This window comes from Blautia ammoniilytica, from assembly GCF_025566965.1.
GTDB lineage: Bacteria > Bacillota > Clostridia > Lachnospirales > Lachnospiraceae > Blautia_A > Blautia_A ammoniilytica.
Window position 1 is genome coordinate 37,061 of the sequence record NZ_JAOQJL010000016.1, and the last position, 21,995, is coordinate 59,055.

Annotated in this window: 19 protein-coding genes and 1 pseudogene; 17 read left to right on the forward strand and 3 right to left on the reverse strand. The window is 44.2% G+C overall.

Going from position 1 to position 21,995, the window contains the following annotated elements:
* The first annotated feature begins 20 nt into the window (after positions 1-20).
* From OCV61_RS09455 to OCV61_RS09510, 12 genes are all read left to right on the forward strand, one after another.
* Positions 21-1,361, forward strand: coding sequence for an MATE family efflux transporter (locus tag OCV61_RS09455; protein WP_158421598.1), 1,341 nt, complete (start codon positions 21-23; stop codon positions 1,359-1,361).
* A gap of 82 nt (positions 1,362-1,443) precedes the next feature.
* Positions 1,444-2,607, forward strand: coding sequence for a cobalt-precorrin-5B (C(1))-methyltransferase CbiD (gene cbiD, locus OCV61_RS09460; RefSeq protein WP_158421599.1), 1,164 nt, complete (start codon positions 1,444-1,446; stop codon positions 2,605-2,607).
* Positions 2,604-3,296 (forward strand): precorrin-2 C(20)-methyltransferase, encoded by a 693-nt coding sequence (cobI, locus tag OCV61_RS09465; protein ID WP_158421600.1) that lies wholly within the window; start codon positions 2,604-2,606, stop codon positions 3,294-3,296. Before cbiD ends, cobI begins: the two co-directional genes overlap by 4 nt.
* 93 nt (positions 3,297-3,389) lie before the next feature.
* The gene (gene cobM, locus OCV61_RS09470; RefSeq protein WP_158421601.1) at positions 3,390-4,163 is read left to right on the forward strand and encodes a precorrin-4 C(11)-methyltransferase; all 774 of its coding nucleotides are present in this window, start codon (positions 3,390-3,392) and stop codon (positions 4,161-4,163) included.
* Positions 4,164-4,379: 216 nt separating this feature from the next.
* Positions 4,380-5,435: a cobalt-precorrin 5A hydrolase gene (locus OCV61_RS09475; protein ID WP_158421602.1), complete on the forward strand. Its 1,056-nt coding sequence runs from the start codon at positions 4,380-4,382 to the stop codon at positions 5,433-5,435.
* Positions 5,428-6,165: a precorrin-3B C(17)-methyltransferase gene (cobJ, locus tag OCV61_RS09480; protein ID WP_191868051.1), complete on the forward strand. Its 738-nt coding sequence runs from the start codon at positions 5,428-5,430 to the stop codon at positions 6,163-6,165. The genes OCV61_RS09475 and cobJ overlap by 8 nt, the downstream gene beginning before the upstream one ends.
* The gene (gene cobK / locus OCV61_RS09485; RefSeq protein WP_158421604.1) at positions 6,158-8,131 is read left to right on the forward strand and encodes a precorrin-6A reductase; all 1,974 of its coding nucleotides are present in this window, start codon (positions 6,158-6,160) and stop codon (positions 8,129-8,131) included. Before cobJ ends, cobK begins: the two co-directional genes overlap by 8 nt.
* Positions 8,128-9,546: a cobyrinate a,c-diamide synthase gene (locus OCV61_RS09490; protein WP_158421605.1), complete on the forward strand. Its 1,419-nt coding sequence runs from the start codon at positions 8,128-8,130 to the stop codon at positions 9,544-9,546. The genes cobK and OCV61_RS09490 overlap by 4 nt, the downstream gene beginning before the upstream one ends.
* Positions 9,547-9,548: 2 nt before the next feature.
* Positions 9,549-10,511 (forward strand): adenosylcobinamide-phosphate synthase CbiB, encoded by a 963-nt coding sequence (cbiB, locus tag OCV61_RS09495; RefSeq protein ID WP_158421606.1) that lies wholly within the window; start codon positions 9,549-9,551, stop codon positions 10,509-10,511.
* 16 nt (positions 10,512-10,527) lie between these two features.
* Positions 10,528-11,577 (forward strand): pyridoxal phosphate-dependent aminotransferase, encoded by a 1,050-nt coding sequence (locus tag OCV61_RS09500; RefSeq protein WP_158421607.1) that lies wholly within the window; start codon positions 10,528-10,530, stop codon positions 11,575-11,577.
* Positions 11,559-13,073 carry a cobyric acid synthase gene (locus OCV61_RS09505; RefSeq protein ID WP_158421608.1) on the forward strand — a complete coding sequence of 505 codons (1,515 nt, stop codon included), beginning with the start codon at positions 11,559-11,561 and terminating at the stop codon, positions 13,071-13,073. The genes OCV61_RS09500 and OCV61_RS09505 overlap by 19 nt, the downstream gene beginning before the upstream one ends.
* A 6-nt stretch (positions 13,074-13,079) precedes the next feature.
* Entirely contained in the window at positions 13,080-13,721 is a 642-nt protein-coding gene (locus tag OCV61_RS09510) for a precorrin-8X methylmutase (RefSeq protein WP_158421627.1), read from the forward strand.
* Here the strand turns inward: OCV61_RS09510 and pdxR are convergent.
* A complete protein-coding gene (gene pdxR / locus OCV61_RS09515) occupies positions 13,710-15,038 on the reverse strand; it encodes a MocR-like pyridoxine biosynthesis transcription factor PdxR (RefSeq protein WP_158421609.1) in 1,329 nt (442 codons plus the stop codon). The genes OCV61_RS09510 and pdxR overlap by 12 nt on opposite strands.
* A gap of 217 nt (positions 15,039-15,255) precedes the next feature.
* Here pdxR and OCV61_RS09520 point away from each other — a divergent pair, with 217 nt between their 5' ends.
* Both OCV61_RS09520 and OCV61_RS09525 read left to right on the forward strand, forming a co-directional pair.
* A complete protein-coding gene (locus tag OCV61_RS09520) occupies positions 15,256-16,122 on the forward strand; it encodes a pyridoxamine kinase (RefSeq protein WP_158421610.1) in 867 nt (288 codons plus the stop codon).
* A 4-nt stretch (positions 16,123-16,126) separates the two neighbouring features.
* A complete protein-coding gene (locus tag OCV61_RS09525) occupies positions 16,127-16,732 on the forward strand; it encodes a TIGR04100 family radical SAM protein (protein WP_158421611.1) in 606 nt (201 codons plus the stop codon).
* 524 nt (positions 16,733-17,256) lie between these two features.
* Here the strand turns inward: OCV61_RS09525 and OCV61_RS09530 are convergent.
* The gene (locus OCV61_RS09530) at positions 17,257-18,396 is read right to left on the reverse strand and encodes an RNA-guided endonuclease TnpB family protein (protein ID WP_158421612.1); all 1,140 of its coding nucleotides are present in this window, start codon (positions 18,394-18,396) and stop codon (positions 17,257-17,259) included.
* Between the two features lie 80 nt (positions 18,397-18,476).
* Here OCV61_RS09530 and tnpA point away from each other — a divergent pair.
* From tnpA to OCV61_RS09545, 3 genes and pseudogenes are all read left to right on the forward strand, one after another.
* A pseudogene (gene tnpA / locus OCV61_RS09535) lies at positions 18,477-18,880 on the forward strand (IS200/IS605 family transposase).
* Positions 18,881-18,959: 79 nt separating this feature from the next.
* On the forward strand, positions 18,960-19,448 hold the full coding sequence (locus OCV61_RS09540; RefSeq protein ID WP_158421628.1) for a precorrin-2 dehydrogenase/sirohydrochlorin ferrochelatase family protein: 489 nt from the start codon (positions 18,960-18,962) through the stop codon (positions 19,446-19,448).
* Between the two features lie 103 nt (positions 19,449-19,551).
* Complete coding sequence (locus tag OCV61_RS09545) at positions 19,552-20,637, forward strand: lactonase family protein (RefSeq protein WP_158421613.1); 1,086 nt, start codon at positions 19,552-19,554, stop codon at positions 20,635-20,637.
* A gap of 126 nt (positions 20,638-20,763) precedes the next feature.
* Here OCV61_RS09545 and aroC read toward each other — a convergent pair whose 3' ends face one another.
* Complete coding sequence (gene aroC, locus OCV61_RS09550) at positions 20,764-21,858, reverse strand: chorismate synthase (RefSeq protein WP_158421614.1); 1,095 nt, start codon at positions 21,856-21,858, stop codon at positions 20,764-20,766.
* Between the last annotated feature and the right edge of the window lie 137 nt (positions 21,859-21,995).

The window sequence follows — 21,995 nt, forward strand, 5'->3', positions numbered from 1 at the left end:
TAGAGGGAAAGGGAGTATATATGGAGCAGAAACATCTTTTTTCAAATAAAATGTTAAAAAGCATTCTGGTACCGGTCATTCTGGAACAGCTGTTGAATTCCTTTATGGGTACGGCTGATACCATGATGGTGAGTAATGTAGGATCTGCAGCTATTTCTGCAGTTTCTCTTGTGGATTCCATTAATGTGTTGTTGATCCAGGCATTCTCTGCGCTTGCAGCAGGAGGAACCATTATCTGTGCTCAGTATATGGGACAGCGTAATTATGAAAGGGCAAATAAATCAGCCAGACAGGTATTATTCATCATACTGTCCATTTCGGCTGCTGTTACTATTTTGTGCCTTCTTTTTAAAGATCCTCTGCTTCATTTTATCTTTGGAAAAGTAGATGCAGATGTTATGGAAGCATCTTCTGTTTACTTTCTGTTTTCAGCAGCTTCCTATCCTTTTATTGCACTGTATGACTCTGGTGCATCTATTTTCAGAGCACAGGAAAATACAAAAGGGCCACTGATCATTTCAGTAATCTCCAATGTGATGAATATTGTTGGCAATGCGATACTGATCTGGGGGTTTAATATGGGGGTGGCAGGAGCTGCCATTGCAACCCTGGTTTCAAGGATCTTCTGTGCAGTTGTTGTACTTTGGCAGTTAAGGAAGGACAGACAGCCTATTGTAGTCAGGGATTATCTGAAGATACGTCCGGATCGTAAATTGATCGGCAGGATCCTGGGACTTGGGATTCCTTCCGGGATTGAGAACAGTATGTTTCAGCTTGGAAAGCTTGCTATACAGTCTACGGTTTCCACGCTTGGTACAACAGCTATCGCAGCCCAGGCAATGACTAACAATCTGGAGATGTTAAATGGTACGGCAGCTATGGGAGTTGGGATCGGGCTGATGACCATTGTAGGAGAATGTATCGGAGCAGGCAGGGAAGATGAGGCTGTTTATTATGTGAAGAAACTGAGCTGTGTGGCTGAGATGATCATCATTGGATGTTGCCTTCTGGTATTTGCCCTTACAAAGCCTATCACCATTCTTGGCGGTATGGAGCCGGAAAGTGCAAGGATGTGCTTTCAGATGATGGCCTGGATCACAGTGGTCAAGCCGCTTGTATGGGTGGTATCCTTTATCCCGGCATATGGAATGCGTGCTGCCGGTGATGTGCGTTTTTCTATGATCACCTCTTGTGTAAGCATGTGGGTGTTTCGGTTCTGTTTATGCGTATTTCTGATCCGTGTTATAGGCATGGGACCACTGGCTGTATGGTTTGGAATGTTTACAGACTGGACCATCCGCGGCATCGTCTTTATTTGGCGTTTCCACAGCCGTAAATGGCTGAAACATAAGGTTGTATAGGGTGTGTAAAAGTTATCAGATAAGAGCGTACAGGCTGAATATAGCTTCAAAGAAGGAATCATATCACAGGAAAGGAAAAGGCATGCATAAAACAGGTCTGGAAGATTATTACGTCATTAAGGGACAAAAGAAAATGCGTTTTGGATATACCACAGGTTCCTGTGCAGCTGCGGCTTCAAAGGCTGCAGTAAAGATGCTTCTGTCCGGGAAAAAGGTGGAAGAAGTATCGATTATGACGCCAAAAGGGATCCGGCTTTCTCTGATTCCTGAGGATATTTGTATTGACAAAGACAAGGCATCCTGTGCGATCCGAAAGGATGGGGGAGATGATCCGGATACCACCAGCGGGCTCCTTGTGTATGCCTCGGCAGAAAAAATTAGTACTCCGGGAATCCTTATCGATGGGGGAATCGGTGTAGGACGGGTGACAAAGCCAGGATTATCCCAGCAAATAGGAGAGGCTGCCATTAATCCTGTTCCGCGGGCGATGATCAAAAAAGAAGCAGAAGAGGCTGCCCAGGAATGGGATTATGAAGGTGGTCTTAAGATCATCATTTCTGTACCTGAGGGAGAAAAGACAGCCCAGAAAACCTTTAATCCAAGGCTTGGCATAGAGGGCGGGATTTCCATTTTAGGTACCAGTGGGATCGTGGAGCCTATGAGCGAGAAAGCACTTATCGAAAGCATTCGTGTGGAGATGAGACAGCATTTTACCCAGGGAGAGGAATATCTTCTTGTAACCCCTGGAAATTATGGGGCAGAATATTTGAAAAATCATATGGATCTGCCATTTGAAAAAAATATAAAATGCAGCAATTATGTAGGGGAAACTATTGATATGGCCATTGATATGGGAGTAAAAGGCATTCTTTTTGTGGCTCATATTGGGAAGTTTGTAAAGGTGGCAGCAGGGATCATGAATACCCATTCTCATAATGCAGACGGAAGGATGGAGGTACTGGCAGCCAATGGGATCCGTGCAGGGTCTGATCTGGAGTGTGCCCGTAAGATCCTGGAATGCAATACTACAGATGAGGCATTACAGATCCTGGAACAGAACGGAATCTTAAAGCCTGCAATGGAGCAGGTGATGAAACGGATCCAGTTTTATCTGAATCACCGCTCTTATGATCAGATCCTTCTGGGAGCAGTGGTATTTTCTAATGTTTATGGCTATCTGGGAATGACAGAGGATGCTCCCTGTCTGATCCAGAAGATTCAAAAGGAGTATAAAGGAGAATTATGACCGGAAAATTATACGGGGTAGGAGTAGGACCGGGAGACCCGGAACTGCTTACGCTAAAAGCCCTAAGAATTATAAAAGAGGCAGATGTGGTGGCAGTGCCTGGAGAAATCCCAGAGCAAAGCATTGCCTACCGGATCGTTTACGGTGCATGGGAAGGAATCAGGGAAAAAGAACTGCTTGCTGTGCCTATGCCAATGACAAAGGACAAAAAGCAGCTGAAGGAAAATCATGAAAAAGGGGCACAGCTTCTTGGAAGACTTCTTGAGCAAGGGAAAAAGGTGGCTTTTCTGACTTTGGGAGATCCTACTGTTTATTCCACATATCTTTATGTACATAGGATCCTAACGGATCGGGGATATGACACACAGATCATCAGTGGTATCCCTTCGTTCTGTGCAGTCAGCGCAAGGCTGAATACAGGTCTGGTAGAAACAAGCCAGCAGCTTCATGTGCTTCCGGCCTCCTATCAGATCCGGGAAGGGCTGAAGCTTCCGGGAACAAAGGTGCTGATGAAGGCAGGACATAAGATGAAAGAAGTCAGGCAGCAGATCCAAAAGCTGGGGGAAGAAGCGGTGATGATCCGTAACTGTGGCATGGAAGACGAGCAGATCTTTGACAGTGTGGAAAAGATCCCGGATGATCCTGGCTATTATTCGCTGATCATTGTAAAAGATAAAGCAAACATATAAAGCAAACATATAAAGCAAACATATAAAGCAAACATATAAAGCAAACATATAAAGCAAACATATAAAGCAAACACATAAAAGGAGGACTGATCTATGGTACATTTTGTTGGAGCAGGTTCAGGAGCAGCGGATCTGATCACAGTAAGAGGAAAACAGTATCTGGAAGAGGCAGATGTGGTGATCTATGCAGGATCACTTGTAAATCCGCAGATTCTGGACTATACAAAGGATGTGTGCACCATTTATAACAGTGCCAAAATGACACTGGAGGATGTGATCTCTGTGATGGAAAAGGCAGAAGCAGCAGGGAAAACAACAGTCCGACTGCATACTGGAGATCCTTGCATTTATGGAGCTATCCGTGAACAGATGGATATTTTGGATGAAAAGAAGATCGCTTATGACTATTGTCCCGGAGTCAGTGCATTTTGTGGAGCAGCCAGTGCCCTGAACCTGGAATATACACTTCCGGAGATATCACAAAGTGTGATCATTACCAGAATGGAGGGAAGGACACCGGTTCCGGAAAGAGAGAGCATTCAGTCTTTTGCTGCTCATCATGCAACTATGGTTATCTTTTTAAGTACAGGAATGTTGGAAGAATTAAGCCGCCGTCTGATCGAGGGAGGATATGAAGCCGAAACTCCTGCAGCTATTGTATACAAGGCAACCTGGCCGGATGAGAAAAAATTCATTTGTACGGTTGGAACTTTGGCACAAACTGCAAAAAAAAATAATATTACAAAGACAGCTTTGATGATCATCGGAGATGCAGTGAAGGGTGCAAAGTATGACCGCTCCAAGCTGTATGACCCGGGATTTACAACAGAATTCAGAGAAGCAACTAGTACATCAGCTGGGAGATGACTCCCACCTCTATAGGTGGTGAGAAACAAGCTGGTATCAGTGGTGGGAGTCAATCCCCCAGCTGATATAGCCTCCGGCAGGATTGCAGAGGTGCGCAGGAGAAGTATGTCATGCAATTGCATGACGCGCACCTCGCAGCAAGAATGCCGAGGCATTCTTGAACGAAAACCATGTAATAGATAATCAACGAAAAGAGAGATGTCCAGGTGATAAGAAATGAAAATAGCCATGATATGCTACAGCCTGACAGGAGAAAGTACAGGGCTTCGCCTAAAAGAAGGCCTGGAAAAGCTGGGACACAGTGTACAGCTGTGGAAGAAAAGCAAATATCTGCCGGATTCAATAAAGGAGTCTTGTAGTCAGTGGACCGGCGACAGGTTTCTGGATTCTCAGGCAGTGATATTTATTGGAGCTTGTGGGATTGCAGTACGCAGTATTGCGCCTTTTGTAGCATCCAAAAAAACAGATCCTGCAGTTCTTGTAGTGGATGAATGCAGCAGATTTGTGATTTCACTGCTTTCCGGTCATCTGGGAGGGGCCAATGAACTGGCTGGGACAGCAGCAAAAATACTGGATGCCATGCCGGTAGTAACAACTGCCACAGACCTTCACCAGTGCTTTGCAGTGGATGTTTTTGCAAAGAAAAATGATTGTGGGATTCTCAATATGAAGGGTGCAAAAGAAGTGTCAGCAGCCCTTCTTGCTGGGGAAAAAGCAGGATTTTTCAGCGATTTCCCATGGGAAGGAAGTCTTCCGCCCGGACTGGTTTATTGTAAAGACAGGCAGGAAGCAAAGAAAAAAGGACTGCTTTTGGGAATCAGTGTAACGGTTTATAAGGAGCATACTCCTTTTGAGGAAACCGTTTATGTAGTACCAAAAACAGTAGCTTTAGGCATGGGCTGCAGAAAGGGAAAAGAGTCTGAAGCTGTGCTTCAGGCAGCAAATGAGATCCTAAAAAAGGCCGGGATTTTCAAAGAAGGGGTAAAGACCCTGACCAGCATTGATATCAAAAAAGAAGAGCCAGGCCTTGTGGCATTAGCAGAGCAGTGGAAGATTCCCTTCCAGGTATATACAAGTGAGGAACTGCAGGCTGTGCAGGGGGATTTTACACCCTCATCCTTTGTAAAAGCCCAGGTAGGGGTAGACAATGTATGTGAAAGAAGCGCCCTTCTTGCAAGTGGGGAAGAAGGGGTACTGATAGAAAAAAAGCAGGCGGCAGGTGGCGTGACAGCAGCTTTGGCAGCCGGAAACCGGAGGATTCATTTTGAGTAAACAGAAAATCTATGTGGTAGGCATCGGACCTGGCGCATACCAGGAAATGACCGGGGCAGCAGTGGCAGCCCTTGAACAAAGTGATGTGATCGTTGGATATACAGTATATATCGATCTTGTAAAAGAGCATTTTAGTGATAAAGCCTTTCTGACAACACCGATGAGAAAAGAAGTGGACCGGTGTGTGATGGCTTTTGAGGAAGCAAAAAAGGGACAGACTGTGTCTATGATCTGCAGTGGAGATGCAGGAGTATATGGTATGGCAGGATTGATCTATGAGATCAGTGAAAGATATCCGGATGTGGAAATTGAGATCATTCCCGGGGTCACTGCTGCCATTGGAGGAGCCTCTGTGCTTGGAGCACCTTTGATCCATGATTTCTGCCTGATCAGCTTAAGTGACCTTCTTACTCCCTGGGAAAAGATCCAGGCAAGGCTTCTTGGCGCATCCCAGGCGGACTTTGTGATCTGTCTTTATAATCCATCCAGCCATAAGCGCCATGATTATCTTCAGAAGGCATGTGATTTGATGATGACATACAAATCCCCGGATACAGTGTGTGGGATCGTGTCAAATATTGCAAGAGAAGGGGAAAACTCCAGGATCATGACATTAAAAGAACTGCGTGATACAAAGGTGGACATGTTTACCACTGTATTTATTGGCAATTCTCAGACAAAGGTGATAAACGGCAAAATGGTAACTCCAAGAGGATATAAAGATGTATAAGGTTCTTGTGTTTGCAGGTACAACAGAAGGATATGAGCTTTGCAGGTTCCTTGGAAAACAGAAGATTTCTGTATGCGCCCTTGTAGCAACTGAATATGGCACCCGCTCCCCAGGGGAATTGCCAGGGGTGGCGCTTCATGCCGGGCGTATGGATGAAAGTCAGATGGAGGCCTTTATCCAGGAAACGTCTCCGGAACTGGTGCTGGACGCCACTCATCCTTATGCAGCAGAAGTGACGAAAAATATCCGGGAAGCCTGTGACAATAAAAATACGGAGTATGTACGGATCCTGCGGGCACAGGGAAAACATGAGGATCAGGCGGTTTATACAGAAAGCATTCAGGATGCTGTGGAATATTTAAAAGGCACCAGGGGAAATATTCTGCTTACTACAGGAAGCAAGGAGCTTTTAGCATTTACCGGACTTCCGGATTATAGGGAGCGGGTGTACGCACGTGTACTTTCCCTTCCTTCCGTGATCAGTGCATGCAAGGAAATGGGATTTGAAGGAAAGCATCTGATCGGTATGCAGGGGCCTTTTTCCAGAGAATTAAATGAAGCTATGCTCAGGCAGTTTCAGTGTGATTTTCTTGTCACAAAAGATACCGGGATGGCAGGAGGCTTTCAGGAAAAGATCGATGCGGCTTTAAACTGCCATGCAGTTCCGGTGATCATTGGGCGTCCCATAAAGGAGCAGGGGCTGACTGTTCTGGAATGTAAACGTTTTTTGCAGAAGCGTTTCCAGATTGTGGCAAAGCCAAAGGTTACTGTGCTTGGGATTGGGATGGGTTCTGAAGAAACACTTACTATCCAGGGAAAAAGGGCAGTTCAGGAAGCAGATCTTGTGATCGGAGCCAGAAGGATGGCAGACAGCGTAGGGATGCCAGGTCAGAAAGTGGTATATGAGTACCGCAGCGAAGCGATTCTGAAGTACATTGAAGAGCATCCGGAATTTGAAAATATTCTGATCGTATTATCCGGAGATGTGGGATTTTACAGTGGAGCCAAAAAGCTTCTGGAAGGTCTTGGCAGTGACACACAGGTGATCTGCGGGATTTCTTCAGTTGTTTATTTTATGTCCAGGATCCACATGTCCTGGGAGGATGCAAAGCTTTTAAGCGCACATGGAAAGAATTGTAATCTGATCCACTATATTTGCCATTACCGAAAGGTTTTTGCTATTCTTGGCAGTGGCCGGGAAATCGGAAATCTGGCTGCAAAGCTGGTTTCTTATGGCATGTCAGATGTGATGCTGTATGTAGGAGAGAAGCTTTCTTATCCTGAGGAAAAAATATTTGCAAAAACAGCAGGAGAGCTGATCGGATATGAAGGGGATGCTTTATGTGTGGTCTGCGCCTGTAATCCGAAAGCAAAGCCTATGCTTTTGGTGTATGGTATCCGGGATGAGGAATTTATCCGTGGCAAGGCACCAATGACAAAAGAAGAGATCCGTACAGTTTCCCTTTCCAAGCTTCAGCTGCCAAAGGATGCCATATGCTATGATGTGGGGGCAGGTACAGGCTCCCTGTCTGTGGAAATGGCTTTAAGAGCCTTTGATGGAGAAGTATATGCAATCGAAAAAAAGGATGAGGCGGCAGAACTGATCCATGAAAATAAAATGAAATTTGCAGCAGACAACCTGGAAGTGATCAAGGGAGAAGCACCGGAGGCTCTGAAAAGTCTGCCTGCACCTACCCATGTATTTATCGGAGGTTCTTCAGGAAATCTTTCCCAGATCGTAGATCTGCTTATGGAAAAGAATCCGGAAGTACGGATCGTGATCAACTGTATTACTTTGGAAACTGTAGGGGAGGCTTTGCAGGTGATAAAGAACCAGCAGTTTACAGAAACAGACATTGTGCAGATAAGCGCTGCAAGATCCAAAGAAATCGGACGTTACCATATGATGATGGGAGAAAATCCTATTTATATCATCACCTGTCAGAAGAGGGAGGAAAAGAAATGAAGATCCCCAGGATCCTTTTTGCAGCAGGGGCTAGCGGAAGCGGAAAAACCCTGATCACCTGCGGATTTTTACAGGTGCTTGTAAACAGAGGGCTCAGAGCAGCTTCCTTTAAATGCGGGCCTGATTATATTGATCCCATGTTCCACAGCAAGGTGATCGGTACCAAATCCAGAAATCTTGACACCTTTTTTACATCTCCATATGTTACCAGATATCTGCTTCAGGAAAATGCAAAGGACTGTGATCTGGCTGTTATGGAAGGCGTTATGGGATATTATGACGGAGTGGCAGGCACGACCACAAAAGCCAGTGCTTATGATCTGGCAGATATTACGGATACTCCGGTGATCCTGATTGTAAACAGCAAAGGGATGAGTGTTTCTCTGGTTGCCTATATCAAAGGGTTTCTGGAATATAAAAAGAACAGCCACATTAAAGGCGTGATCTTTAACCAGATGTCGGCCATGTTGTATCCAAGGATGAAAAAACTGGTTCAGGAACAGCTGGGAATCCAGGTTCTTGGCTATGTGCCAAGGGTGGAAGACTGCCTGATTGAAAGCCGTCATCTTGGTTTGATCCTTCCAGAGGAGATCCCAGGACTGAAACAGCGGCTTTACAAGCTTTCCCAGATCCTGAATGATACCCTGGAGATTGATGAGATCCTGAAGCTTGCCGCGGAAGCATCAAAGATTGATGTACCAGATAAACTGGAAAAAGTGGATCCTTCTTTTGGATGGAGTTTACCAAAGAAAGAAAAGAAGCTTCGGATCGGACTGGCAAAGGATGAAGCCTTCTGTTTCTTTTATGAGGATAATTTCAGACTTCTTCAGCAAATGGGAGCAGAACTGGTGCCATTTTCACCAATTCATGACAAGAAGCTTCCGAAGGATATACAGGGACTTTTGTTGTACGGCGGTTATCCGGAGCTGTATGGTAAGCAGCTGGAGGAAAACCAGGAAATGCGTCAGCAGATCCGGGAAGCCATTTATGATCAAATGCCGGTTCTTGCAGAATGTGGAGGCTTTATGTACCTGCATCAGCAGATGGAAGGTATGGATGGGAAGCTTTATCAGATGGCAGATGTGATAAAAGGAAAGGCATACAGAACACCAAGGCTTACCCGGTTTGGCTATATTACTCTGGAACAGAAGCTTTCTGTGCTTGGACATACGGATCTGGGAAGCATACCTGCCCATGAATTTCATTATTTTGATTCCAACAGCTGTGGAGAAGCCTTTCATGCATCAAAACCGGAAAGCTTAAGAGGCTGGGAATGTATTTGGGGCAATGACCGTATACTTGCAGGATTTCCTCATTTGTATTATTATGGAAATCCACGGATACCACAGGCCTTTCTTGAAAGGTGCCTTGCGTTTCGCCAGGAAAAATCCCTGAAAAACAAAGGAGATCAATGAAAATGCTGAGAATACTTGCACTTCCCCTTGGATTCGTTCTGGATCTGATACTTGGAGATCCATCCTGGATCAGACATCCGGTATGCTGGATCGGTGATTTGATCAGTGCATTGGAAAAAAGACTTCGGAAGATTTTTCCGGATACTCCAGGCGGACTTCTGACTGCAGGGATCGTGATGGTTTTTATGGTATGTGCAGTCTGTTATTTTCTGCCCTTTGCCATTCTTTATATATTATATAAGTTTGTACCTGTGGCTGCTTTCCTTCTTGAAACTTTCTGGTGCTATCAGCTTCTTGCAGCCAGATCACTGAAGCAGGAAAGCATGAAGGTGTATGACAGACTGGTAAACGGCACCCTGGATGAAGCCAGATATGCGGTTTCCATGATCGTTGGACGGGATACGGAAAGCTTAAGTGATACAGGAGTTACAAAGGCGGCTGTGGAAACAGTGGCTGAAAACGCTTCTGACGGAGTGATTGCACCTATGCTTTTTATGGCTATTGGCGGTGCACCGCTTATGTTTTTGTACAAAGGCATCAATACTATGGATTCTATGGTTGGTTATAAAAATGACAAGTATCTGTATTTTGGCAGATGTGCTGCAAAGCTGGATGATGTGGCTAATTTTATCCCGGCCAGGCTTTCCGGATGGCTGATGGTAGCAGCAAGTGGACTGACCGGCTTTAACTGGAAGAATGCAGCAAGGATCTACCGAAGGGACAGACGCAATCATGCAAGTCCCAATTCAGCCCAGACCGAAGCGGCTATGGCAGGAGCCCTGGGTGTACAGCTGGCAGGCAATGCGTTTTATTTTGGAAAGCTGTATGAAAAGCCCACTATAGGTGATCCGGACAGGACTGTAGAATATGAAGATATTCCAAGGGCAAACCGGATCCTGTATGGGACTGCTGTTCTTGGAATGGCAGTTTTTACAGTGCTTGGATTCCTGATTAGATTAGCCTGAAGATTTGGAGGAACAGATGAATAATCATGTGCATGGCGGAGATGTTTATCATTACAGGGATTGCCTGGATTTCTCAGCAAACTGTAATCCGCTGGGAACACCAGAAAGTGTAAAGGCTGCGGCAAGGGATAGCTTGGAGCGAATCTATGAGTATCCACAGGTAGGCTATCAGCCTTTGAAAGAGGCAATCGGAAAATATGAGCAGGTAGATCCTGACTGGATCATCTGCGGCAATGGGGCAGCTGAGGTGATCTTTTCTGTGTGCAGGGCAGGAAAGCCAAAGAAGGCGCTGGTCACAGGTCCTTCCTTTGCAGAATATGAACAAGCATTGCAAGGTGTGGGATGTGAGGTGGATCATTTTTGGCTGGAAGAGGAAGAAGATTTTCGAGTTAAAAGAGATTTTTTGAAAGCTCTCCGGCCGGAGCTGGATATTGTTTTTCTGTGCAATCCTAATAATCCTACAGGTGTTCTGATGGATCAATGCCTTCTTATGGAAATACTGAAAAGGTGCAGGGAACTGGATATTTTTCTTGTAGTGGATGAATGCTTCCTTGATTTTGTGGAAGAGCCGGCACTTTATACGCTGAAGAATGTACTGGGAGACTACAGGAATCTTTTTATTATAAAGGCATTTACCAAAAGGTATGCGATGCCAGGCTTAAGACTTGGGTATGGGCTTTGTGCAAATACAAGGCTGCTGGAAAAAATGACAGAAGAAAATCAGCCATGGAATATTTCCACACCAGCCCAGGCAGCAGGGATGGCAGCTCTTTTGGAAAATTCATATGTGGAGGCCGGAAGACAGCTGGTTTTTAAGGAAAAAGCATATTTAAGGGAGAGACTTACCAGGCTGGGACTTAAGGTATATCCATCGATGGCCAATTATCTGTTTTTTAAGGGCCCGGAGGATCTTTTTCAGGCCTGCCTGCAAAAAAAAGTGCTGATCCGGGATTGCAGCAATTATCCCGGTCTTTCTAAGGGATATTACCGGATTGCCGTGAAAAAGCATGTACAGAATGAAATACTGGTAAAAGCATTGGAGGAAATATGGCAAAAGCGATTATGATACAGGGAACCATGTCAAATGCAGGAAAAAGCCTTCTTGCAGCTGGACTTTGCCGGATCTTTCGGCAGGACGGATATTCGGTGGCCCCCTTTAAATCACAGAATATGGCATTGAATTCCTTTATCACTGAGGAAGGTCTGGAGATGGGCAGAGCCCAGGTGATGCAGGCAGAGGCAGCAGGGATCCGTCCTTCAGTAAAGATGAATCCCATCCTTTTAAAGCCTACCAATGATGTGGGCTCCCAGGTGATCGTAAACGGAGAAGTGCTGGGGACTATGAGCGCCAGGGATTATTTTAAATACAAAAAGAAGCTGGTGCCGGACATTATGAAGGCTTATCAGGAATTGTCTGATGAATACGATATTATTGTGATCGAAGGCGCAGGCAGTCCGGCCGAGATCAATCTGAAAAATGATGATATTGTTAATATGGGAATGGCTAAAATGGCAAAAGCACCAGTGCTTCTTGTAGGAGATATCGACCGGGGCGGTGTGTTTGCCCAGCTGATCGGTACTGTAGACCTTCTGGAGCCTTCCGAGCGTGATATGGTAAAGGGGCTGATCATCAACAAATTCCGGGGAGACAAGACCATTCTGGATCCTGGTGTAAAAATGCTGGAGGAGCGAAGCCACATCCCGGTGGTAGGAGTTGCCCCGTACATGAATATCCAGGTGGAGGATGAAGACAGTCTGACGGAACGGTTTGACAGGAAGCAGCCGGCAGGTCTGATCGATATTGCAGTGATCCGTGTGCCCAGGATTTCCAATTTTACGGATTTTAATCCTTTTGAAAGTGTAGAAGGGGTATCCCTGCGTTATGTACAGCATGTGTCTGAACTGAAGAATCCGGATATGATCATTCTTCCAGGAACGAAAAACACAATGGAAGATTTGCTGTGGATGAGGGAAAACGGTCTGGAAGCAGCTGTTCTGAAGGCTGCAGCTGCAGGCTGTATCGTATTTGGGATCTGCGGAGGATACCAGATGCTGGGAGATACATTAAGTGACCCTTATCATGTGGAGGCTGGCGGAAAGATCCGGGGTATGGGTCTTTTGCCTATGGATACAGTATTTGCCAGCAAAAAAACAAGAACCCGTGTTACAGGGCAGTTTCTTCCAATGCCAGGTACCTTTGCTGCATTGTCAGGAGTAAGCCTGGAAGGTTATGAGATCCATATGGGAGAATCAGTAAGAAAAGAGGGGATATTGCCCGCAACAAAGCTGATGGTGGCCGGAAATCAGCCGGAAGAAAAAAAGACAGAAGGTGCTTTTCATGAAAATGTATGTGGAACCTATGTACATGGGGTGTTTGATAAAGAGGAAGTTGTGGAGACTTTGATCCGGATCCTTGGAGAAAGAAAAGGGATAGATGTATCTTCTATGACAGGCATTGATTTTGCTGCCTTTAAGGAAACACAGTATAACATCCTGGCTGCGGAGCTTAGAAAGCATCTGGACATGAAGAAAATATACAGCATATTGGAAGAAGGGGTGTAACTTATGATAAAGGTGGAACTGGAAAATGTTAAGCCTATGGATATCGAAAAAAGGAGCTTTGAGATCATAACCTCAGAGCTTGGGGATGTGCAACTGGTTCCTGGAACAGAGCTGATCGTTAAACGGTGTATCCATACAAGTGCGGATTTTGATTATGCTCAGAATCTGAAATTTTCAGAAGGGGCAGTACAGCATGCCCTGGATGCAATTAAAAACGGAGCCTGTATTGTAACAGATACCCAGATGGCAAAAGCCGGGATCAATAAAAAGGCATTGGCACGGTATGGCGGAGAAGTGTACTGCTTTATGTCAGATGAGGATGTGGCACAGAATGCCAAAAAAAACGGCACCACCCGTGCCACTGCAAGTATGGACAAGGCAGCAGGCCTTTCAAAACCGCTGATCTTTGCTGTTGGGAATGCACCTACAGCTCTTGTAAGGCTGTATGAACTGATCGAAGATGGCTTCTTGAAACCTGAGCTGATCATTGGTGTTCCGGTAGGATTCGTAAATGTGGTCCAGTCAAAGGAGCTGATCATGAAAGCTCCGGTTCCCTATATCGTTGCCCAGGGAAGAAAGGGCGGCTCAAATATTGCAGCCTGTATTGTGAACGCTCTTTTATATATGATCAATAATTCAAGAGACTGAAAGACTTTGCAGGGTTTCTTTCAGTATATGACAAGCCGGGAGAAAATCCTGGACTTCCATAGCTGAATAGGACAACAGGAAGGTTTTTGTATCTGCCGTTTCAGACAGCACAGGGATACGAAGACCTTTTTTTTCTGTTTCTTTGTGAACAATATCGGTACTTACCACACAGGGTAGGGTCAGGGCAAGGCTTGTGCCTGCAGGCCCCATTTTTATGCTGTATTCTTTGCCGAAAACTGTGGAAAGTATCTGGCACAGCTGCTTTCCTTTTTGGGCATATAATCGTTTCAGCTTTCTGGTCTGGGAAGCAAGATGTCCGTCTCTGATAAATTGGCACAAAGCGATCTGCTCTGCTTTAGAGGCTGTCTGATTGTAAAAATCAGCTTTTTTTCGGTAAGCATCCAACAAAGATGGGGGAAGGACCATAAAGCTGATCCGGATGGAAGGAAGGAGAAGTCTGGAAAAAGAGCCAATATATACTACATTCTGTCCGCCGGAAAGACCAAACAGGGAGGGCGTTGGCTTTTGCAGATATACAAACTCATTTTCATAATCATCCTCTATAATCAGGCTTTCTCGCTGGCTTGCATACTCAAGCAGCTCCAGGCGTCTGGAAACGGGCATGATCTCTCCCCATTTGGTCATATGAGCCGGGGATACGTAGATGACCTGGCTGTTCTTATCCCTGTAATGGAGCTGAAATCCAAAATCCTGAAATATGGTAGATCCTTGTACAAAGGAGGGATTAGGAAAAGAAACAGAGTGGTACCTGCTTTTCAGAAGCGGGCACAGTACCTGAAGAAGACACTGCACACTGGCACCTACCACAATATCATCGGGGGAGCATTGAATATTCCGGCGATGTCTTATGTAGTCAGCCAGCACCTGTCTGAGATCCGGCTCCCCTTGTACTTCGCCGTAGGTCAGCATTCGCTGATCCTGCCGCAGGGCACTTTTGATATACCTGCTCCAAAGGTCGAAACGGAAGCTTTCTCTGTCTACGCCTGCAGAGGAGAAGTCAAACCGGACATTTACGCTCTGGCTGTACCTGGAACTGGCCTTTTGGCGTTGATGAACAGAGATTTCAGTTACATAGTATCCACTTTGGGCTTTGGCAAGGATGTATCCGTCTGCAGCCAGCTGAAGATAAGCATTTTCTATGGTAGTTCTGCTTAATTTCAATTCCTGGGCACATTTTCGCAGGGAAGGCATTTTGCTGCCTGGCAGCATTTTACCGTTTTGAATCAGGTCACGGTAATATCGGTACACTTCCAGATATAAATGATCAGTTGTTTCTTTTTTATCTAATTGAATCATAGCTGTCCTCTTAAAAATAATTAAATTTGGATATTTATTAAGATACACTTAGGTGATATTCTACGATTAAAGTATTGTGGGAGTGCAAAGCACGGAACAATCCGTGTAATCATGATCTTGGTGTTTTGACACCAAAATCATTCTATATCACACTGAAAAAAAATACAAGGAGAGATCGTAGCTGCTTCATACCTTTGCAGTTACGAGAAATTAAATATTGAAAAAAATAGCAGTTTTAAATGATTTGTCCGGACTTGGAAAGTGTTCTCTGACAGCAGCTATTCCGGTGATCTCTGCCATGGGTGTGCAGGCCTGTCCTCTTCCTACAGCAATTCTTAGTAATCAAACCGGATATGCCTCATATTATTGTGACGATTATACACAGCATATGGATGCGATTATGGATGAGTGGGAGAAACGGGGGTTTCGTCCAGATGGAATCTATACAGGATTTCTGGCAGGAGAGAAACAGGCAGACAAGATTCTTGAGTTTATTCATCGATTTTCTTCATCAGACACAAGCATCCTGGTAGACCCGGTGATGGGAGACCAGGGAAGGGCTTATGATATTTATTCTCCGCAGCTTTGTGAGAAAATGAGAGCCCTGATATCCCAAGCCCAAGTGATCACTCCTAATCTGACAGAGGCATTGCTTTTACTATACGGGAAAGAGGAAATGGAAAAGAAATGGGCGTCCCTTTTGCAGCTTTCAGGTAAAGAATACCTAAAAGAGATAGAATCACTGGGAAGCAGGCTTCATGAACAGTACCAGGTGCCTGGGATTGTGATCACAGGAGTGGACGATCAGGATGGAGAAATAAAGCAGATTGGCAATCTGATTTGGGAAAATAACGAAGAAACATGGGTTTTTTCTGAGAAAACAGGAGGCAGCTATTCTGGTACAGGCGATCTTTTTGCATCTGTTTTATGTGGTGGGATGGTGCAGGAAATCTGCTTAAAAGCACTTGTTCATAAAGCAGTCCGTTTTCTTGAAAAGGCGATCCGGGATGCAGTAAAGGAAGGTACGGACCGAAACGACGGAGTTTGCTTTGAAAAATATCTTTATACATTATGGGAGGATTAGGACTATGACAGATATTGTATATCATTATAATCATCAGGTGTATTTTAATCTGACAAATAAATGTCCATGCAGATGTACCTTCTGTATCCGAAATAATGGAGACACAGTAGGGGAATCTGGGAATCTGTGGTTTTCCAAGGAGCCTTCTCTTGAGGAGATCATCCCGGCGATAGACAGGTTTGATTTTACCGGATGCAGGGAAGCTGTATTTTGTGGGTATGGGGAGCCTACCATGGTACTTGACAAGCTGGTGGCAGTAAGTGAATACGTAAGGAAAAAATATGATTTCCGTCTGCGATTAAATACCAACGGATTAAGTGACCTGATCCACGGAAGATCTACGGCAGAAGAGATCTGTAAGGCTGTAGACTGTGTTTCCATCAGCCTGAACATGCCGGACGCAAAATCCTATAATGAAGTGGTACGTCCTGCTTATGGGGAGAAGTCCTTTGATGCTATGCTGAAATTTGCCTGCGACTGCAGAAAATATCTGGATGATGTAAGATTTACAGTAGTAGACTGTATCGGAGAAGAGAATATACGTAAAAGTCAGGAATTGGCAGATTCCCTTGGTATTCCGTTACGTGTCCGTATCTACTCCGCAGGCTGAATATAGTAAAATTATTATTGGTAAATCAGCGATGTGATTCATTGCATTGCATAAAAGAATAGGGGTATATATCATGCGAGGCTTTCGTAGATTTCGATTCGTGCTAGCTTCTCTGTTATTTGCCGTGTTTGAGCACGTAAGTGCGAGTTTGGCAAATGACAGAGATAATAAGCATACGAGAGAAATCCGAAAACGAAGCCCTGATATATAACCCTATCTTTTTTGCATAATGCAATAAGTATATGTATAAGATTTGCCAAGTGATGATTTTTCTATATCTGGCACCCATCCCTTCACCGCTGTATTGACATTCCATTCTTTCACGATTAAAATGTTATCCAGAGCAGGACATACAAAGGAAGCAGGAGATAACTAGTCAACTATCCATCACCTAAAGGTAATGGGCTTGTAACTGCCCAGTCGTACTAACGGCTTGCACCTCCGACCTTTAATCCCCGATAGATATTGCTATCTAAAGTGGCGTTACATCATAGGGTGGTTGACAGCACCCTTTGTAGCAGAGTTTACTCTGTTACAACTGTATTAGGTACTTGGCTATCTGCAAGATAGTCTATTCCCATACGATACAGATTCATAGCTCCAATGCGGTCATCATTAGATTTGTAACCACAGTTTTTGCAAGCAAACAGATGTATCTTCTTATTGCGGTTAGACTTTTCAACGTGTCCGCAACAAGGGCAGCACTGACTTGTATAGCGAGGGTCTACCTTAATAACAGAAGACTGATTCTGTTTTGCTTTGTAGATTAGTTTTTGCTCAAGGTCATAGAAAGACCATGATACAGAAACATAACGGTCTTTTGTTTTAACACGTTCTGTAGCATTACGAATACCTGACAAATCTTCCAATACAAAGAGAGTGTGCTTTGGGTTATTAGTGGCGAGTGCCTTTGATACCTGATGGTTAATATCCTGCATCCAACGGTTTTCTCGCCCACCAATAGCTTTAATTCTACGTCTTGAAGATGGTGTCTGTCGTATTTGGAGTTCTTTACGAAGTTTGGAATAATTAGCACGTTTTTGCTTTATAGCCTTACCGCTAACAAATCCAGACTTGTGTTTGCTGTTATAAGTGACAACAACAAAGTTAATGCCTCTGTCTATGCCCACAACGTTACAGATGTCAGAAATATTACTTTCTTCTACATCATAGGTTACTGGTATGTGAAGATAGTACTTGCCATGCTTATTTACAAGCTTAGCTGTACCAAACTTATAAATCGTATGGTCAAAATATTTAGACATTCCATTTGCAAAATAAGGCAACTTCACACGACCATTAAGTGTGTTAACTGAAAAACAGTTTTGTGTTAAGGAATAATCTCTGTTCCAAACCAAATCATACTGAGGCTTTTTGAACGAAGGTTTAATCCATTCGTTTTGATTTTCGAGAATGGTTTTATACTTTGCAATAACTGTCTTGAATACAGACTGTACCATTTGCGATTTAAGGTTAAACTTTTCTCGTAAAGTAAAATACAAAACCTTATTAAGTGAAAACTGCTTTAAGTCGTGAGTACGGAATACATAGTCTGAAACATAATTACAGGCATCACGATAAACAGACATAGTTTCATCAAGCAAAACTTTATCTGTTTCAGCTGCGATTATTTGAATTTTAGCTGTAATAGTCATCTGTTCCATAGATGTGCTCCTTCTATAGATATTTCACTAAATATATTATATAATAATAATTAGTGAAAATCAATGTTTCGAGGTGAATTATGGATAATAGATACAATCGTCATAACAGACGGAAAAACGCCTTAAAGTACATATAGTTCTAGTGATCAAATATCGTAAACAATTACTCAAAGGTTCTATCGCTGATGATGTTAAGCAAAAGATTTTCGATATTGCTAATACTTATGGCTACGAAATTATTGCTATGGAAACCGAAAAAGACCATATACATTTCTTATTAAGTTACGATACAATAGATAGAGTTTGCGATATTGTCAAAATTGTAAAGCAAGAAACAACGTATTATTTATGGCACAAATATGGTTCGCTTCTGTCTAAACAATATTGGAAGAAAAAGATATTTTGGTCAGACGGATATTTTGCTTGTAGTATTGGAGAAGTATCGTCAGCTACCATACAAAAATATATTGAGAGTCAGGGGTAATGACTAAAGATTTACAGGGCTCCTCCCACCACCTGAAGATAGTGGGTTTCCGCCTATGGCAAACGAAAGGATTTTATTTATGAAAAACAGTCGGTATTTTCCAATGTTCGTGGATTTATCAGATAAAAATATAGTTGTGGCAGGAGGTGGCAAAACAGCCCTTCAAAGGACGAAGTGTCTTCTCCTGTTTACCAGGAATATTACAGTGATTGCACCCAGGATGAACCTGGAGCTTCAGGAAATGGGAAAGGCAGGCAGAGTCAATATCCAGCTTCGTCCCATCAGGCGGTCAGATTTCGATAATACATATATGGTGATCGCGGCATCACAGGATTGGAAGCTGAACGATCAGATCTGTAAGGTATGTAAGGAAGAAGGCATTTATGTGAATGTATCCGGAGATAAAGAAGAAAGTGATTTCTATTTTCCTGGACTTTGCATTGCAGATGATTCTGTGATCGGGATCCAGACCGGCAGTGCGGATACTTCCAGAAAGAGGGAGCTAAGAGAAGAGACAGATCAGGTGCTTACAAGGCTTACAAAAAAATGGAAGACTGAGGACGAATAGTTTACACTGACGCTTGTTCCAGAGACCACGATATGGTATAATTACCCAAAGGGTGCTATTTGCCTTGGGAGATGCGAGATGACTTTAGGAGGTTGACAGAACAATGGGGAAAAAGAAATACGTGGCTTATGTTGGAACTTACACCCATGGAACCAGTAAAGGGATCCAGGTGTATGATGTGAATGTGGAAGAGGGAACCCTGACAGAGCGCAGTGAGGTGCAGGTAAGCAATGCATCCTATACGGCAGTCTCCAAGAATGGCAAGTTTCTTTATTCCATAGAGGATGAGGGAGTTGCTGTTTTTCAAAGGGATGAGAACGGAGACCTTACAAGGATCAACAGTGTGGACATTGATGGTATGAGAGGCTGTTTTCTGGCTACGGATGTGGATGGCAGATATCTTTATGTGGCTGGCTACCATGACGGGAAGGTTACAGTGGTACATACCCATCAGGATGGAAGCCTTGGCAGTGTTATGGATGGGGTTTTCCATACAGGCCTTGGCAGTGTTGCGGAGCGTAATTTCCGGCCGCATGTGAATTGTGTACGTCCTACACCGGATAACAAGTATCTTTGTGCAGTAGATAATGGGATTGACCAGGTAAAGATATACAGAATCAACAAGAGAACAGATAAGCTGGAACTGGTAGATATTTTGCGTTGCCCAAGAGAGAGCGGTCCAAGGATCATTCGGTTCAGCGCAGACGGCAGATATGCATATCTTCTTTTTGAACTGAGCAATGAGATCAAGGTTTACAGTTATGACGGCAGCGGAAATGCACCGGAGTTTGAATTGCTGCAGAGCGTTTCCACCCTTCAGAAGGGTGACACAGATGTATCACATAATGCAGCCTCAGGTCTGGCTCTTGCGCCGGATGGCAGACATTTGTTCAGCACTACTGCAGGGGAGAATACAGTTTCCATGTATGAGATCGATGAACAGACAGGGCTTCTCACCAAGAAGTTTACCCTTCCCATTAGTGGGGATTATCCTAAGGATCTGGCTATTTTCCCGGATAATAAGCATATAGCCATTGCCAATCATTCAAGTAATTCCATCACCATGTTTACTGTGGATTATGAGAAGAATATTATCGTTATGAACGGCAAACCAAGAAAGATCGAGACACCTAACTGTATCGGTATCTGGCCGGTACCGGACGGAGAGGATATACCGGACCATAACTGAAAGCTTCAAAAGCGGTGTAATGGTTAATAAATACTTTAAAAAATAAAGCTGCTGCAGATTCAGCTTCCCATTTATCAGATAAGTGAGAAGAAGTGTCTGCAGCAGTTTTTTCTTTCAAAGCTGATTTTACCGATTGTAGAAGGTTTTGATTTTATCCATCTGACAGCTCATATTGGTAAAAAGTGCATCTGTAAGCACAAGAGCAGCCATGGATTCCACTACGACTACTGCTCTTGGTACGATCACAGGATCATGGCGTCCATGGATTTCAAGGGATATAGGCTCTTTATCTTTGGTTACAGTATTCTGTGGCTGGCTGATGGACGGGGTGGGTTTTATATGTGCCCGAAGAAGGATCTGACTTCCATCACTGATCCCGCCCAGGATCCCGCCTGCATGATTGGTGCTTTTGGTAATATGACCGTCTTTTACGGTAAAGCCGTCATTATCTGTGGAGCCTTTCATGGTAGAAACAGCAGTACCATCGCCGATTTCCACTGCTTTTACTGCACCAATGGACATTATGGCCTGGGCAAGCATTGCATCCAGCTTGTCAAATACCGGTTCTCCAAGACCAGAAGGAACCCCGTTGATCCTGCATTCGATCACACCGCCTGCACTATCCTGATTTTTCATACATTCTTCCAGATAAGCACTGGCTTTGTCTGCTGCCAAAGGATCCGGCATATAGAAAGGATTTTTATTGATGGCTTGTGGATCAAAGCTTTGGATCTGGATTTCCCCGATGGAACGGGTATAAGTGCACAAAGAGATGCCCATTTCGGAAAGAATCCTGGAGGCGATGGCTCCGGCGGCTACACGGCCTATAGTTTCACGGCCGGAAGAACGTCCACCGCCACGGTAATCACGGAAGCCGTATTTCTGGTCAAAACCGAAGTCTGCATGGCCTGGGCGGTAGGTATAGGCCAGATTCCCATAGTCTTTTGACCGTTGATCCTTATTCCATACGATCATGGATATGGGAGTTCCGGTGGTGCGTCCCTGAAATACACCGGAAAGGATCGCTACCTGATCACCCTCCTGCCGGGAAGTGGTATAACGGCTCTGACCTGGCTTGCGTCTGTCCAGAAAGTACTGGATATCACTTTCCTGTAGGGGAAGCCCTGCTGGGCAGCCGTCTACTACAGCACCAAGGGCTTTCCCATGGGATTCTCCCCAGGTGGTTACTGTAAATCTATTTCCAAAAGATGATCTGCTCATAAGTTGTCTCCTTTTTGTGGTCTGTCCGGGACAATGATGTTTCCGGATTCCTTTATTATAGACAGGTGTTAAAAATTTGTAAACCGAAACCAATAGAATTGACAAAAATTCCGGCACAATTTATAATGAATTGAACT

Bases quoted from the DNA above. Each gene is read 5' to 3' on its own strand.
- OCV61_RS09455 (WP_158421598.1), top strand. From the start codon at position 21: ATGGAGCAGAAACATCTTTTTTCAAATAAAATGTTAAAAAGCATTCTG.
- cbiD (WP_158421599.1), top strand. From the start codon at position 1,444: ATGCATAAAACAGGTCTGGAAGATTATTACGTCATTAAGGGACAAAAG.
- cobI (WP_158421600.1), top strand. From the start codon at position 2,604: ATGACCGGAAAATTATACGGGGTAGGAGTAGGACCGGGAGACCCGGAA.
- cobM (WP_158421601.1), top strand. From the start codon at position 3,390: ATGGTACATTTTGTTGGAGCAGGTTCAGGAGCAGCGGATCTGATCACA.
- OCV61_RS09475 (WP_158421602.1), top strand. From the start codon at position 4,380: ATGAAAATAGCCATGATATGCTACAGCCTGACAGGAGAAAGTACAGGG.
- cobK (WP_158421604.1), top strand. From the start codon at position 6,158: ATGTATAAGGTTCTTGTGTTTGCAGGTACAACAGAAGGATATGAGCTT.
- OCV61_RS09490 (WP_158421605.1), top strand. From the start codon at position 8,128: ATGAAGATCCCCAGGATCCTTTTTGCAGCAGGGGCTAGCGGAAGCGGA.
- cbiB (WP_158421606.1), top strand. From the start codon at position 9,549: ATGCTGAGAATACTTGCACTTCCCCTTGGATTCGTTCTGGATCTGATA.
- OCV61_RS09500 (WP_158421607.1), top strand. From the start codon at position 10,528: ATGAATAATCATGTGCATGGCGGAGATGTTTATCATTACAGGGATTGC.
- OCV61_RS09505 (WP_158421608.1), top strand. From the start codon at position 11,559: ATGGCAAAAGCGATTATGATACAGGGAACCATGTCAAATGCAGGAAAA.
- pdxR (WP_158421609.1), bottom strand. From the start codon at position 15,038: ATGATTCAATTAGATAAAAAAGAAACAACTGATCATTTATATCTGGAA.
- OCV61_RS09525 (WP_158421611.1), top strand. From the start codon at position 16,127: ATGACAGATATTGTATATCATTATAATCATCAGGTGTATTTTAATCTG.
- OCV61_RS09530 (WP_158421612.1), bottom strand. From the start codon at position 18,396: ATGGAACAGATGACTATTACAGCTAAAATTCAAATAATCGCAGCTGAA.
- OCV61_RS09540 (WP_158421628.1), top strand. From the start codon at position 18,960: ATGAAAAACAGTCGGTATTTTCCAATGTTCGTGGATTTATCAGATAAA.
- OCV61_RS09545 (WP_158421613.1), top strand. From the start codon at position 19,552: ATGGGGAAAAAGAAATACGTGGCTTATGTTGGAACTTACACCCATGGA.
- aroC (WP_158421614.1), bottom strand. From the start codon at position 21,858: ATGAGCAGATCATCTTTTGGAAATAGATTTACAGTAACCACCTGGGGA.